We start from the raw sequence: 15,023 nt of genomic DNA, 5'->3' as shown, positions 1-15,023 counted from the left end.
GTCTAGATGATAACAAAAGACAGTATAGAATCAGCCTATTGCTTTTTTCATCAGAAGTGGAATATATATTCAAAGTCTGTAAATGAAAGTCAGAAAGACGACATTGAATATGCTATAGGTAATTATGCCAATGAAATGAATCGCGAATTATATGCTGATATATCCAGAGGAAAGAATGGATTTCTGTTGGAACATTCAACTTTCTCCGAGGATATTACTGATGCTATTGCTTATCTGGAGCGATTGCTTTAGAACAAATTTGATTGGGTAAAGACTTGAAGAGAACATTTTGTTGTTCCGTGTTATATACTTCTCTGTGGCTTTACTCATTTGTGTACATTTCTTTAATTTAGTCTTAAATAAAGAAAGATATTTTTACTTTTTCTCTTATACCAAACAGTAAATGAAGGTACTGTTTTGAACTGTAATACTTTGTTTTTAGATTGGAAATCTAAATCTGTGTTAATGTATCATGATGCATTGCGGAAATAAAATAAAATTATTATCTTTGCAAAAGAAGACAAAATAAATTATAATATAACTATAACTAGAAAATGAGAACTGTTTACGAATTCTCTGTCAAAGACAGAAAAGGTAAAGATGTATCACTAAAAGAGTATGCCAACGAAGTGCTGCTCATTGTTAATACTGCGACTAAGTGTGGATTCACTCCACAATATGAAGAGCTTGAAAAGCTTTTTGAAACATATCATGCTCAAGGATTTGAAATATTAGATTTCCCTTGCAATCAGTTCGGTCAACAAGCACCAGGAACAGATGAGAGCATTCATAATTTCTGCAAGTTAAATTACGGAACAGAATTCCCACGTTTCAAGAAATTGAAAGTGAATGGTGAAGACGCTGATCCTTTATATAAATTCATGAAGGAACAATTTGGATTCGCTGGTTGGGACGAAACTCACCCTATCTATCCTGTACTTGACAAGATGCTGTCAGAGCAAGACGCTAACTATAAGGAAAATCCAGACATCAAATGGAACTTTACAAAATTCCTTGTAAACAAGAAAGGACAGGTAGTAGCAAGATTTGAACCAACAGAGAAAATAAGCAATATTGAAAATAAAATAGAGGAACTATTAAAAGCTTAGTTTATGGAATATACAAAATGCCTTATCATCGGTAGTGGTCCTGCAGGATACACTGCGGCTATATATGCCGGACGTGCAAACTTGCAGCCAATAGAATATTGCGGAATGCAAATGGGTGGCCAGTTGACACAGACGACTATCGTTGAGAATTTCCCAGGATACCCACAAGGTGTTGATGGTAACCAGATGATGATGGACCTTCGCGAACAGGCTCAGAGATTTGAAGTTGACTTGCGGGATGGTGAAATCGTAAAGGCTGACCTAAGCAAGAAACCATATATCCTGACAGATGACCGTGGGGTGGAAATTGAAGCAGAAAGCGTGATTATCGCTACTGGTGCCATCGCAAAATATCTGGGACTCGATGACGAGCAGAAATATATGGGACAGGGCGTAAGCGCATGTGCCACATGTGATGGTTTCTTCTATCGCAAAAAAGTTGTAGCCGTTGTTGGCGGTGGCGATACAGCTTGTGAGGAGGCTACATATCTTGCTGGACTATGCTCAAAGGTTTACATGATTGTGCGCAAGCCTTTCCTGCGTGCTGCTGAAGTGATGAAGAGGCGCGTTGTTGATAACGAGAAGATAGAAATCCTTTATGAGACAAATACTCTAGGTCTGTTTGGTGACAATGGCGTGGAAGGTGCTCACGTTGTGTTCAGACAAGGCTTGGGTGATGAAAAAAAATACGATATTGCTATTGATGGATTCTTCCTCGCAATAGGTCACAAGCCACAGACGGAATTATTCAAGGACTATATAAATCTTGATGAACAAGGATTCATAAAGCTAGAAGGTAAAAACCAGATGACAAACAAGGAAGGCGTATTTGCTGCTGGTGACGTATGCGATCCACATTATCAGCAAGCTATTATCGCTGCTGGAACTGGTGCTAGCGCAGCCCTTGATGCACAGGAATATCTTAACGAGATCGGAAAATAAACAATCCTGCAAATGTCAATGCACCATTGACCATTAGCAACTCGTAACCAAACTTATACCCGGTTGTATGTTGTGTTATCGTATCGATAGCAAAACATATAATCGGGCTTATTACTGCTATATATGGTACCATGTGATCGTTGGTTTTTCGCTTAGTAAGCAATCCAAACGCAAATAGTCCCAAGAGAGGTCCATAGGTGTATGAACATAGTATGTAAATGGCATCTATCACACTGGTAGAATTGATTACCTTGAATGCCAAGATAAAGAGGACGAACAACGATGCGACACCAAAGTGAGTGATTTTGCGCAGGCGCTCGTCTTTATCACGTTCCATAATATCTACACACCAACTTGTAGTTAGCGCAGTCATGGCACTGTCTGCACTAGAAAAGCTAGCGGCAACAATTCCTATCGTAAACAAAATCAGAACTACCGTTCCCAGACTTCCTGAAGCGGCAAACATTGGTAACAGATTATCACTCATTGCTGGTAAGGCAATCCCCTGTTTATTTGCAAGCATCATCAATAGTATACCAAGCGAAAGAAATAAAAGGTTTGCTGGCAGAAAGGCAAAACCATAACTGCACATATCTTTCTGAGCGTCACGCAGAGACTTGCACGTAAGGTTTTTCTGCATCATATCTTGATCAAGACCTGTCATAACGATAACAACAAAGATACCACTGAGAAACTGTTTCCAGAAATTCTGCCGTGATATAAAATCATCGAAAACAAACACTCGGCTATGAACATTCGACGCAATAGCGCTGATAGCTTCGCCAACATTCATATTTAGTGATGTTATGACATTATATATAATAAGGATTAAAGCCACAAACATGCACAATGTCTGAAAAGAGTCTGTCCATACCAATGTTTTTATACCGCCTTTGCGAGTGTAGAGCCATATCAAACCAACCATACCCAATACGGTTATAGGAAAAGGTATGCTCATTGAGTCGAAAACAAACTTCTGAAGAATTATGCATACGACATAAAATCTTACGGCAGAGCCAATGAGCTTTGAAAGTAGAAAGAACGATGCTCCTGTCTTATATGACCGTTGCCCAAGACGAGTCTTTAGATAACTATATATCGTAGTAAGATTAAGTCGATAGTAGACTGGTAAAAGGATGAACGCCACAGCAATGTATCCGAATATAAATCCTATACACATCTGTAAATAAGTCATGTCGGTAGTTATAGCCATACCAGGAACACTGACAAACGTGATTCCAGATATGGAGGCTCCTATCATACCGAAAGCAACCATATACCAAGGTGAGCGTCTGTCGGCACGATAGAAAGTCTCATTATTCGCTTTTCTGCTCGTTATTCTACTAAAGAAAAGTAATATGCAAAAATATGCAAGTATGGTGAATATAATTATCATAATGGTTGCAAAATTACTAAAAAAGCATGTAAACATACAAAATAGCGATTTCTTTTTTGTATCTTTGTAAATAGAAATAGAGACAAAATAGTAACAACAAATACTTTATCATGAGACAGAAAAGATTCATCCTTCAAGAGAATGAAATTCCAACACATTGGTATAACATTCAGGCAGATATGCCTAACAAGCCTCTGCCACCACTTAATCCGGCAACACGTAAACCTTTGGATGCCGATGACCTGAGCCATATCTTTAATAAGGAATGTTCAAAACAAGAACTGGATATAGAACATGCATGGATAGAAATACCAGAGGAAGTGCGCGAGAAGTATACTTATTACAGATCTACTCCTCTAGTAAGAGCTTATGCACTTGAAGAGGCTCTTGGAACTCCTGCACACATTTATTTTAAGAATGAAAGTACAAACCCACTTGGTTCACATAAGATAAACTCTGCGATTCCTCAATGCTATTACTGCAAACAGGAAGGTGATACGAATGTAACAACAGAAACAGGAGCAGGGCAGTGGGGGGCTGCATTAAGCTACGCAGCAAAACTATACGGACTTGAAGCTGCTGTTTATCAAGTAAAGATAAGTATGCAGCAGAAGCCTTACCGTTCTGCAATTATGCGTACTTTTGGTGCAACGGTAGAAGGCTCGCCATCTATGAGTACACGCGCAGGAAAAGATATCATAACTCGTGATCCTAATCATCCTGGTTCTTTAGGAACAGCGATAAGCGAGGCTATAGAACTTGCTACAACTACACCTAATTGTAAATACACTCTTGGTTCTGTACTGAATCATGTAGCATTGCATCAGACGGTTATAGGTCTTGAAGCTGAGAAGCAAATGGAAATGGCGGGTGAATATCCTGATACTGTGATAGCATGTTTTGGTGGAGGAAGCAATTTTGGCGGTATAGCATTTCCTTTCATGCGACACAACATTAAAGACGGCAAGAAAACAGAATTTATTGCTGCTGAACCAGAAAGCTGTCCAAAGCTTACACGTGGAAAGTTTGAATATGATTTCGGTGACGAGGCTGGTTATACACCATTGTTGCCTATGTTCACTTTAGGACATGATTTTAAGCCCGCTAACATACATGCAGGTGGTTTGAGATATCATGGAGCTGGCATGATAATCAGTCAGCTTATACGCGATAATTATATGCATGGTGTTGATATTCCTCAGTTAGAGAGTTTCGAGGCAAGTATGATTTTTGCACGTGCCGAAGGAATAATCCCAGCACCAGAGAGTGGTCACGCTATAGCTGCTGCAATAAGAGAGGCAAAGAAAGCTACAGAGAATGGTGAGGAGAAGGTTATCCTTTTCTGTCTTTCTGGTCATGGATTGATAGATATGACAGCGTATGAAAGTTACATTAATGGTGATCTTCAGAACTACAGTATAACTGACAGTGAGATTGAAAAGAATCTCGAAGATGTTCCGCAATTTGATATCAATGAAATTGTGAAATAAATAATAAGTAACATACAAAACAAGCCCAGCCATATATTTGACTGGGCTTGTCAGCTTTAAGCTTGCAATAAAAAATTCAATTAGTCGTTTGAGTCACATTATATTATTAGTCGTATGAGTCACATTTTTATTAGTCGAAAAAATAATACTGAACAATATCAAATCCCATGTTGAGGCAAATAATATGTTCTCGTAAATAGTATTTATTTACTAAGCCAATTTAATTGGGGAGTAAATAGATATTTTTTAAAATGACAAGGGCAAAAATAAAGCGTTCACACGTTCTACATGTTTGCCCTTATTATGTCATTTTAACCTGTCTTCGATTGACAGGATTCAAAATCAAACAATGACTTGTATGAAATTGTATGATTTTGAACGAGTTAATCTATTCGCATTAAACATTTCTCTTTTTGTGTAATATTTCCTGATATGATTTTGATATTAAAATAACATCTTTATCATATATATTTTTTAGCTTGATTAATTAAGTTGCGAATGATACAAATATCATTATTAATTATAATGCTGCAAAGATAAAATATTAAAATTAAAGTACCTAATCAAAATGTTAATAATTTATGTATAGTTTGTTGTTAGATAATCCTTATGTATTATTTGAGGTATATTATCTTTGAATTTGGCTTTTAATTTTGTTATATATGTATTATTACGTAAAAATTAACATATAAAAACAACATATATTAAGCAGTGGTGGACAAATTGGTGGACAAATAACAACGCATTTTTGTCCACCAAAATATACTATTCGACATTTTATTATGTATATAACAAATATTCTATTAAATGTTTTCCAACATATTTCTTAATATAATAACTGCATCTCCAACGGTAGGGATACTATTTATGCTTAACAAACGTCTGTTTGCAACTTGTCTAAAATCACATCTACGTGGATTTCTTCCAACAAAGTTAATAACAGCAGCGAATGTGCTGCTTTGGTAATAGACACTTTCCTGATTGCTTACAAACTGCATATTCATCTTCCCTTGTCTTAGCATAATCTTTTCGCAGCCAAGACTTTTACCAAGTCGGCGAAGAGATACAACCTGCATGAGTTCCTCTCCCTCTTTTGGAGTTTCACCAAATCTATCAATAAGTCGTTTTCTATATAAAGCCAGTTCATCATCGTCATTGATGCTGTCAAGTTCACGATAAAGTAGCATTCGTTCGCTGCTTCCTGGGACATAGTTATCTGGGAAATACATCTCCAAATCGCTTTCAACAGCACAATCTTCAACAAATTCATCACCAGTGATATTGTTGCCTTCAGCCATTTGTTGGGCGTAGACATCCTGAAACTCATCGTTCTTTAGCTCTGTTACTGCCTGACTAAGAATTTTCTGATATGTTTCATATCCTAAATCTTCCATGAATCCGCTTTGCTCTCCACCAAGAAGGTTACCAGCTCCACGAATATCAAGATCCTGCATAGCAAGATTAAAGCCACTTCCCAAATCAGAAAATGTCTCAAGAGCTTCCAATCGTCGGCGTGCCTCAGATGTAAGTACGCTCTTTGGTGGCGCAAGAAGATAGCAGAAAGCCTTTCGGTTGCTGCGTCCTACTCTGCCGCGCATCTGGTGAAGGTCGGAAAGTCCGAACCGATGTGCGTCATTTATAATTATGGTATTGGCATTGCTTATATCTATACCGTTCTCAATAATAGTTGTTGACAGCAATACATCATAGTCGTAGTTCATAAAGCCGAGAAGAATCTTTTCAAGTTCCTCTGGCTTAATTTGTCCATGACCTATGGCAACACGGCAATCTGGTATATATTTATGTATAAGGTTAGCAATTTCTTGTAAGCTGCTAATACGGTCGTTGACAAAGTAAACCTGTCCGTTACGGCTCATCTCAAAGTTAATGGCATCTGCTATAACTTCGTGACTATATGTTGCCAATTCTGTATTTATAGGATATCTGTTTGGTGGCGGAGTGCGTATAATGCTCATGTCACGTGCCCCCATTAACGAGAATTGTAATGTGCGCGGTATAGGTGTTGCAGACATGGTGAGTGTATCAACATTGGTCTTTAACTTACGAAGTTTTTCTTTTGTAGATACACCGAATTTCTGTTCCTCATCAATAATGAGAAGACCTAGATCATGCCATTTAACAGAGCTGCCTATAAGTTTCTGTGTTCCAATTAATATATCAATCTTTCCTGATTCTAAATCTTCTAGTACTTGTTTTGTATGTTTTGTGGAACGTGCTCTTGATAGATATTCAATTCTTACAGGCATTCCTTTAAGACGACTCAGGAATGTCTGATAATGTTGATAAGCTAATACCGTTGTAGGTACGAGTATCGCAACCTGCTTACTGTCACATGCGGCTTTGAAAGCTGCGCGGACAGCAACTTCTGTCTTGCCAAAACCTACATCACCACAAATAAGTCGATCCATAGGACGTGCACTCTCCATATCATTCTTGACATCTTGTGTTGCCTTGCTTTGATCAGGAGTGTCCTCGTATAGGAAGCTAGCCTCAAGTTCATGTTGCATATAACTGTCATTACTATATGCAAATCCCTTTTCATGTCGGCGTTGAGCATATAGTTTGATAAGGTCACGTGCAATATCTTTGATTCGCTTCTTGGTCTTCTCCTTAAGTCTGTCCCAAGCTCCGCTTCCAAGAGTACTAAGACGTGGAGGTTCACCGGTATCACTGCGTCTATATTTGCTTATCTTATATAATGAGTGGATGCTCACATCTACCTTGTCATTATGTTGGTAGATGATACGTATAACCTCTTGATAACTGTTGCCTGCTGGTACACGTACAAGACCGCCAAACTTACCAATACCGAAATCTACGTGGACAATGAAGTCACCAGGTTCCATTTCCTGAAGTTCTTTCATCGTGAGAGCAATCTTTCCTGTTCTAGCACTATCGCTCTTCAGGTTGTATTTATGGAAACGGTCAAAGATCTGATGATCTGTGAAGAGGCATATTTTTAAATTGGAATCGGAAAAGCCCTCATGAATCGTTTTATTTATAGGTTCAAAGACTATTGAATTTGCTTGTGGGGAATCCATATCAGCAAATATGTCTTTTAATCTCTGTGTTTGCTTTTCGCTATCTGCAAGTATATACAGTTTGTATCCTTTAAGAATATAATCCTCAAAAGCCTGTGTTAGTAAATCAAAGTTCTTATGGAAAAGTGGTTGCGGCGTGATGTCAAACGCTATGGATGCATCACGAATAGCTGTATTTTGAGAAGAATGCTTTACTGCAGACTTAACGTTTGGTCCAAACTCAATACGACGGAACGCTGCTGCATCTTCTGTAAATTGATATGGACTGACAAGAGACTTATCACGATTAAGTTCGTTCACAATCTGCTTTTGTTCAACCTCAGTTGCACCTTCAAGTCTATCAGTAAGAGCCTGTGAAGAGAAACCATCTTTATATATCCGTTCGATAACATCGTGGATATATGTGAAGTCCTTCATGACAAGGAAAGTGTTGTCGGGTAGAAATTTCAGAAAAGAAATCTTCTCAGAGGTCGTATTCATAAGTTCTGGAACAACCTCTATGCTGTCACGTTTATCTTTTGATAACTGGTCCTGTACTTGAAAAGTACGGATAGTGTCTATTTCATCACCAAAGAAATCTATTCGGAAAGGATCTTCACAACTAAAAGAATACACATCCAATATGCTACCACGGACAGCAAACTGACCTGGTTCGTAAACATAATCAGTCTCTGTGAATCCATATTCACGCAATAGATGTTCTACATCAGTTATGTCAATATTCTGTCCTTTCTTCAAGGATAGCCGTCTTTCGTCAAGTCGTTTTTTTGATACAACTAATTCTGCGAGAGCATCAGGATATGACACAATGAACAATGCTTCGTTTGCATTGTTACGTGAAGCAACTTTAGCTAGAACCTCAGTACGTAGTATCTCATTCGCGCTATCACGTTGCCCGTGCTTAGCTGCACGTTTATATCCAGAAGGAAAAAATAGTACATTATCTGACTCAATAATCTGCATGAGGTCATGATACAAATATCCTGCCTCGTCAGCATCTTGCAGTATGAATAAAAACGTGTTGTCGAGTTTGTCTGACAATGCAGAGAAGATTACCGGAGTGGCACAACACGACAATCCCTTCAAAAAGATATTACCGACGGTATTATCTTTAAGTAACTTCATCAAAGCTCCTATTTGAGGAGCTTTGCCATAAAGATTTTTTATTTCCTTAATGTCCAATTCTAGTCTTTTATCTTGGGATATTTACGAAGCCAGCCATCAAGTCTGAGACGCATAACTCCGAAAAAAGCTTCGCCAAAAATACCACCGTTCATCTTGCTCACTCCTTCACGACGATTAACGAATATGACAGGAACTTCCTTAATCTTAAATCCTATCTTATAAGAAGTGTACTTCATTTCTATCTGAAAAGCATATCCCTTGAAACGTATATCATTCAAAGATATTGTCTCAAGTACACGTCGCTTGTAGCATACAAATCCAGCTGTAGTATCATGAACTCTGAAACCAGTAACAATGCGTACGTATTGAGATGCGAAATAGCTCATCAGTACTCTGCCGATAGGCCAATTAACAACATTTACTCCGCTGACATAGCGTGATCCAACAGCAACATCGTTGCCTTCATCATGAGTAGCTGCATATAAGCGTGGTAAATCTTTGGGATCGTGGCTGAAATCAGCATCCATTTCAATAATATAACCATACTCGCGATTCAATGCCCATTTGAAACCTGCAATATAAGCTGTGCCAAGTCCTTGTTTTCCCTTGCGTTCAATGATAAATAAACGGTCAGAGAATTCTGTATCAATTAAACGATGCACAATAGCGGCAGTTCCGTCTGGACTTCCGTCATCAATTATCAGAATATGAAAATATTTTTCAAGACTAAATACAGCACGTATAATATTTTCAATATTCTCTTTCTCGTTGTATGTAGGAATAATTACGATAGAATCACTTTCATGCATAGCTATTCAATATTTTAATATTTTGCAAAGATAGTGCAAGTTGTGAGAAGAACAAAATAAATAACAAAGTTTTTATTTTATTGGTCTGGGTTTTCAATAAAGCCTTGGTATTCTGGAGAAATGGCACTCATTACTGCTGCATAGCTCTTATCCATTTGGTTCTTAACATTCTCTGGTCCTTTACCGATTGGTGCAATAGGCTTATGGATAGTGAGTTTTAGTGGATGCCAGAATATCCAGTACTTATCTTTCATACGTGGTTTAACATCAAAGCTTCCGTTTATCGTCAATGGTACTACAGGCAACTGAAGATCGTCAGCAAGCATAAAAGCACCACGACGAAATACTCCCATGTGACCTGTAAACGTACGTGCGCCTTCAGCAAAAACTACCAACGACATGCCTTCTTTCAATATTGAACGTGCCTGATCATAGGTAGCCCTTATCTTTGACGGTCCACTTTTGTCGACAAAAATATGATGTGCATATTTACATGCGGTGCCAATCAATGGTATTTTGCCAATACCCTTTTTCATCATCCATTTGAAATTTCTTCCAAGAAAGCCGTATATCAAGAATATGTCAAAAGCTCCCTGATGATTTGCTACAAAAACATACGACTGTTTTGGATCAAGATTCTCACGTCCTTCAACCTTAACAGGAAGAAGAAGTATTCTTATCCACAACCACGACCACCATTTACCAGGATAGTATCCCCAGAAATGTCCGTTACCTAGCATGCAGCCTATCACTGTTGCTAATGATGTAAAAATGCTGTCGACAATTAATATCGGCAGACAGATAACCAATTGGTAAAGTCGATAAAGATATTTCATATTGTCTTATTGTTTTTATTTCTTTATTTTCAATGTTATGACTGTTATCTCTGGGGGTACACCGAGTCTGAAAGGAAGCAATGCACCTATTCCGCTTGTTACATATAGATAGCGGTCTTGTTTCTCGTAAAGTCCGCGATCATTTGGATATACTAAAGCAGAAGGACGCAATCCGAATATGCTGATTTGACCTCCATGTGTGTGACCGCTAAGTGTTAATGCAGCATTGGTTTTTGGTAATATTCTAGATTCCCATGTCATTGGATCATGTTGCATAAGTATCACGCAATCGTTTTTCTTTACTCCTTTCATCGTCTTTTTCATGTCAGACCAGTCAGGAAAACGTCCTGTTCCACAGTTTCCTTCGCCTGCTATGATAATAGAATCTTTGTGATTCGCAGAATAATATGCTTTATGTTCATTGTTAAGAAGCTGCCAACCTATTGACTTCTCGTATTCACGCAATTTACGCTCGTTTGCTGATTTTTCTTGTGGCGTCCCGATTTGGTACATGCTGTAATCATGATTTCCAAGTACGCTATAAACAGGTACGTTTGTATTTTTTGCTATTCGTGATAGAAGGTTCTTGTAACGATATAGCTCTGAAGGCTGAATGTTTTGTAAATCTCCGGCAAAGCAAATGATATCTGGTTTAAGAGCAGATATAGTGTCGATGTCACGTATGAGACAGTCTTCCATAATATTATGGAATGAGTTAATGTGAGCATCTGAAAATAAAACAATTCTCAGTCCATTAAAACTCTGTGGAAGTCCCTTGATAGGTATTTCAATATTTATGACTTTCAATTTTCGTGGTCCAAGAGTGAATCCGTATACAATCATAATGACAGAAACCACAGAAAGAAGTATTCCTATGATGTTTCCCCAATTATGAGGCGTTTTATGATACACGCAGTGTCTCCAACCAAGAAATGAACATACAGAAAATATCATTTTTGGAACTGCAAATATTCCCAATATCATTAAGTATCCCACTAAAATTCGCATATCGTCAGGAGCGAATTTCTTACTAAATGTAAAATACAGGCTAACTATAATTATTATTGTGGCTGGCATCCACCACACAAGTCGTTTCCATAGGTTGTAATTTTTCCTATGTCTTAGATAGTGCATGTCTATATACAAGTCGGGGAGCACTAGCACCAACATTATCAAAAATATTATTTTTGCTACCATTATTCAATAAAATATAAATGCTAAAGCATCATGCAAATTTCAAAAACTTTTTCACTAATTCTACGGGTATACCTCTTCTGTTCGCATAATCAACAATCTGGTCATTGCCAATTCTTCCTAAATCAAAATACTTACTTTGTGGATGCGAAAACATGAAACCACTTACACTGGCATGGGGAATCATCATTCCATTCTCGGTAAGTCTTATTCCTATTCCTTTCATGTCAATGATGTCGCTGATAATGAAGTTGAGACTTGTGTCTGGTAATGAGGGATAACCAACAGCTGGTCTTATTCCCTGATATTCTTCATTAAGAGTCTGTTTCATTGTAAGATTCTCATTTGGAGCATATCCCCAATATTTGCGTCTTACTTCCTCATGCATTCGTTCTGCTGTTCCTTCAGCTAATCTATCTGCAAGCACTTGAGCCATCATTCGCTTGTACTCATCATTGACGTATTTTTTTTGCAATTCAGTGTCTACTGTTGTTGCAAATAAACCTGCCTTATCTTTTATGCCTGTTGAAGCTGGGCGTACAAAATCTGTCAGACATAAATTTGGTAATCCATCAGCGATGAGTTTCTGCTGTCTTAGCATTGGAATTCTAATGCCGTTTAATATCAAATCATCGCCATCACTGTTGGCGTCAAGAATTTCAAATACAGCATGAGTATGATATTTGCCATACCATTCATGCAACATCTGTTCGGCATCACCATGAAGCTTCATCTTTTCAGTTTCTGGTTTGCCGTTCATGTTCCATGCATGATAGAAATAAATCCAGTTTATGTATGGTTCAATTTCCTGTATGTTATAATGAATGGTCATCTTTTTAAAATCAAGTAACTAAACATTGAAAGCAAGAGCTTCCCCTCTGCTGTCATCTATAATGTTATCGTTATCGTAAACAATGTTACCGTTGCATATAGTTGTTTTAACCTTATTATTATAAATATGTCCCTCCATAGGACTCCATTTACATTTGCTTTTTATTATGTCTTTTGTAACTTCCCATTTACACGACGGTTGTATCACAACAATATCTGCCTTATATCCTGTACGAAGAAATCCGCGCTTGTTTACATGAAAGAGAGTTGCTGGATTATGGCACATTAGTTCAACTATACGTTCAATAGAAAATATGTCTTCGTCAACAAGTTCAAGCATTGTGACAAGAGAAAACTGAATCATTGGCATACCAGAAGCAGCTTTACAGCATCCTCCTTGTTTATTTTTCAGTTCATGCGGTGCATGATCAGTGCCTATGGTGGTAATCCTTCCGTCATTTAAAGCTTTTCTTATCTCATCTCTGTCATGTTTTGTTTTTATAGCAGGGTTACATTTTATCAATGCACCTAAAGATTTATAGGCTTCATTGTAGAAATAAATATGTGCTATTACAGCTTCCGCTGTTATTTTATCATCGTTTCCGAAGAGTTCTAGTTCACTTGCTGTTGTAACATGTGCAACGTGCAGTCTGGTGTTATACTTTTTTGCAAGGTTCACGGCAGCTGATGTACTTTTATAGCATGCAAGTTCACTTCTTATCAATGGATGCATTGTTATATCAGGGTCGTCATTTTCCTGTTTTGCCACATTCATGTTAGCATTTATAATATCGGTATCCTCACAATGAGTCATCAAAATGATGTTGTTTTCAGCGCAAGTTTTGAATATGTTATTCAATGACTCAGCCTTGTCGACAAGCATATTACCTGTACTTGCACCCATAAAAAGCTTTATACCAGGAATCGTATGGCGGTCGAGCGAGTTGAAAGTTTCGGCATTTGATGTTGTTGCTCCATAGAAAAATCCGTAATTTACAAGGCTATTCTTTTGGGCAATATCTAATTTGTTATTAAAAGCTTCTATTGATGTGGTTTGGGGAGATGTGTTAGGCATGTCCATATAGGATGTAACACCACCGCAAGCAGCAGCTCTGCTTTCGCTTTTTATATCAGCTTTATCTGTCAATCCAGGTTCACGGAAATGCACATGGTCATCAATGACTCCTGGAATAACAAAACACCCCGAGGCGTCTACAATCTTGTCGTAGGCTCCGCGGGGAGTTTCACCTTCAGCATAGACTCCGGATATAATATCATCAGTGATTACAATGTCGCCCAATACAGAGCAACCTTCATTTACTATTGTTCCACTTTTTATTAATATTCTCATCTTAAAGGTTTTATGAATTCTATAACCTTATCTCGTCATAGGCGCTTGAGAAGGGCTTGCCATCTCGTTTGGTGTAGGGGCGGCGTTAGGTTGTGCTGGAGCTTGTGCTGGTTGCGAATTTGCAGGAGCACCACGCATGCCGTTCATTATCTGTTGATTTTCAAGGGCTTTTTTGTAATAGTCCTTAACATATTGATCGTTCTTAAAATTATCAGTAGCCTTACTCATAATGTCTTCTATCCATGGTGTTAGTTCTGGATATTGGTAACCGATAGTTACCATGAAGAAAACACCTGGACCAAGAATGTTATCAAAGTTTTCGGTAACGAAACTGGTAATCAAATTATCTTCCTGTTGTGATAAATGTGCAGCTTCCTTATTAAGGTTAGCATTTACAATGTTCATGTTTCTACCGTTCATGATAGCTTGGTCGTGCTTATGAACAAGTTCGTTTTCAAGGCTCTTCATTTGGTTATATTTATTGAAGAACTTAAACAATTTATCATTAAGTGGAGTTCCGCTTACGGTCTGCTGTGTGTTGTCTATCTTAATATTAATGTCGCCATCTTCAATAACCAGAGGTAAAACGCTTTCGTCATCCATAAAGATGTTTGCCATTCGTACAGAGTCAAAGGTTCCCTCGAAGTGGAATTGTCCGTGTACGACATCACATGAGTCTATAGTCTTGAATTCATTGTTTTTTAGAACTTTCAGATATAGCTTTCTTCCATCAAGGTTAGATACATTTGATGTGCCGATTACATTATATGATTTTCCACATGACACTAGCGTTAAAGCTAGTAGTGATATAATTGGATACAAAAATTTAGTCATAAACAGTTTTCCTTTTTCTTTAAAAGCAAAGATAACATGTATAA

Annotated in this window: 12 protein-coding genes; 4 read left to right on the top strand and 8 right to left on the bottom strand. The window is 37.8% G+C overall.

Annotated elements, in window-relative coordinates:
• Positions 1-6 precede the first annotated feature (6 nt).
• From HEQ28_RS07180 to HEQ28_RS07170, 3 genes are all read left to right on the top strand, one after another.
• The gene (locus tag HEQ28_RS07180) at positions 7-252 is read left to right on the top strand and encodes a hypothetical protein (RefSeq protein WP_434501593.1); all 246 of its coding nucleotides are present in this window, start codon (positions 7-9) and stop codon (positions 250-252) included.
• Between the two features lie 302 nt (positions 253-554).
• Positions 555-1,109, top strand: a complete 555-nt coding sequence (locus tag HEQ28_RS07175; RefSeq protein ID WP_434501592.1) for a glutathione peroxidase — start codon at positions 555-557, stop codon at positions 1,107-1,109.
• A 3-nt stretch (positions 1,110-1,112) separates the two neighbouring features.
• Complete coding sequence (locus HEQ28_RS07170) at positions 1,113-2,051, top strand: NAD(P)/FAD-dependent oxidoreductase (protein ID WP_434501591.1); 939 nt, start codon at positions 1,113-1,115, stop codon at positions 2,049-2,051.
• Here HEQ28_RS07170 and HEQ28_RS07165 read toward each other — a convergent pair.
• The gene (locus tag HEQ28_RS07165; RefSeq protein WP_434501590.1) at positions 2,032-3,447 is read right to left on the bottom strand and encodes a sodium:solute symporter; all 1,416 of its coding nucleotides are present in this window, start codon (positions 3,445-3,447) and stop codon (positions 2,032-2,034) included. The two genes, HEQ28_RS07170 and HEQ28_RS07165, sit on opposite strands and share 20 nt — an antisense overlap.
• Before the next feature lie 110 nt (positions 3,448-3,557).
• Here HEQ28_RS07165 and HEQ28_RS07160 point away from each other — a divergent pair, with 110 nt between their 5' ends.
• Complete coding sequence (locus tag HEQ28_RS07160; RefSeq protein WP_434501589.1) at positions 3,558-4,937, top strand: TrpB-like pyridoxal phosphate-dependent enzyme; 1,380 nt, start codon at positions 3,558-3,560, stop codon at positions 4,935-4,937.
• Positions 4,938-5,740: 803 nt separating this feature from the next.
• On the opposite strand, the gene mfd is transcribed toward HEQ28_RS07160, so the two are convergent.
• The 7 genes from mfd to HEQ28_RS07125 form a co-directional block, all read right to left on the bottom strand.
• A complete protein-coding gene (gene mfd, locus HEQ28_RS07155; protein ID WP_434501588.1) occupies positions 5,741-9,181 on the bottom strand; it encodes a transcription-repair coupling factor in 3,441 nt (1,146 codons plus the stop codon).
• Between the two features lie 2 nt (positions 9,182-9,183).
• Positions 9,184-9,933, bottom strand: a complete 750-nt coding sequence (locus HEQ28_RS07150) for a polyprenol monophosphomannose synthase (RefSeq protein WP_434501587.1) — start codon at positions 9,931-9,933, stop codon at positions 9,184-9,186.
• Between the two features lie 77 nt (positions 9,934-10,010).
• The gene (locus HEQ28_RS07145; RefSeq protein WP_434501586.1) at positions 10,011-10,769 is read right to left on the bottom strand and encodes a lysophospholipid acyltransferase family protein; all 759 of its coding nucleotides are present in this window, start codon (positions 10,767-10,769) and stop codon (positions 10,011-10,013) included.
• Positions 10,770-10,784: 15 nt separating this feature from the next.
• Positions 10,785-11,966, bottom strand: a complete 1,182-nt coding sequence (locus HEQ28_RS07140) for a metallophosphoesterase (protein WP_434501585.1) — start codon at positions 11,964-11,966, stop codon at positions 10,785-10,787.
• A gap of 28 nt (positions 11,967-11,994) precedes the next feature.
• A complete protein-coding gene (locus tag HEQ28_RS07135; protein ID WP_434501584.1) occupies positions 11,995-12,795 on the bottom strand; it encodes a vitamin B12 dependent-methionine synthase activation domain-containing protein in 801 nt (266 codons plus the stop codon).
• 18 nt (positions 12,796-12,813) lie between these two features.
• Positions 12,814-14,145 carry a dihydroorotase gene (locus HEQ28_RS07130; protein ID WP_434501583.1) on the bottom strand — a complete coding sequence of 444 codons (1,332 nt, stop codon included), beginning with the start codon at positions 14,143-14,145 and terminating at the stop codon, positions 12,814-12,816.
• Positions 14,146-14,172: 27 nt separating this feature from the next.
• A complete protein-coding gene (locus HEQ28_RS07125) occupies positions 14,173-14,979 on the bottom strand; it encodes a DUF4369 domain-containing protein (RefSeq protein ID WP_434501582.1) in 807 nt (268 codons plus the stop codon).
• Between the last annotated feature and the right edge of the window lie 44 nt (positions 14,980-15,023).

Origin of the sequence: Prevotella sp., from assembly GCF_051059605.1 — a bacterium.
Taxonomy (GTDB): Bacteria; Bacteroidota; Bacteroidia; order Bacteroidales; family Bacteroidaceae; genus Prevotella.
This window is presented reverse-complemented; position numbering and strand designations above follow the sequence as displayed.

Excerpts from the sequence above, each read along its gene's own strand:
- HEQ28_RS07180 (WP_434501593.1), top strand. The coding sequence starts at position 7 with ATGATAACAAAAGACAGTATAGAATCAGCCTATTGCTTTTTTCATCAG.
- HEQ28_RS07175 (WP_434501592.1), top strand. The coding sequence starts at position 555 with ATGAGAACTGTTTACGAATTCTCTGTCAAAGACAGAAAAGGTAAAGAT.
- HEQ28_RS07170 (WP_434501591.1), top strand. The coding sequence starts at position 1,113 with ATGGAATATACAAAATGCCTTATCATCGGTAGTGGTCCTGCAGGATAC.
- HEQ28_RS07165 (WP_434501590.1), bottom strand. The coding sequence starts at position 3,447 with ATGATAATTATATTCACCATACTTGCATATTTTTGCATATTACTTTTC.
- HEQ28_RS07160 (WP_434501589.1), top strand. The coding sequence starts at position 3,558 with ATGAGACAGAAAAGATTCATCCTTCAAGAGAATGAAATTCCAACACAT.
- HEQ28_RS07150 (WP_434501587.1), bottom strand. The coding sequence starts at position 9,933 with ATGCATGAAAGTGATTCTATCGTAATTATTCCTACATACAACGAGAAA.
- HEQ28_RS07145 (WP_434501586.1), bottom strand. The coding sequence starts at position 10,769 with ATGAAATATCTTTATCGACTTTACCAATTGGTTATCTGTCTGCCGATA.
- HEQ28_RS07140 (WP_434501585.1), bottom strand. The coding sequence starts at position 11,966 with ATGGTAGCAAAAATAATATTTTTGATAATGTTGGTGCTAGTGCTCCCC.
- HEQ28_RS07135 (WP_434501584.1), bottom strand. The coding sequence starts at position 12,795 with ATGACCATTCATTATAACATACAGGAAATTGAACCATACATAAACTGG.
- HEQ28_RS07130 (WP_434501583.1), bottom strand. The coding sequence starts at position 14,145 with ATGAGAATATTAATAAAAAGTGGAACAATAGTAAATGAAGGTTGCTCT.
- HEQ28_RS07125 (WP_434501582.1), bottom strand. The coding sequence starts at position 14,979 with ATGACTAAATTTTTGTATCCAATTATATCACTACTAGCTTTAACGCTA.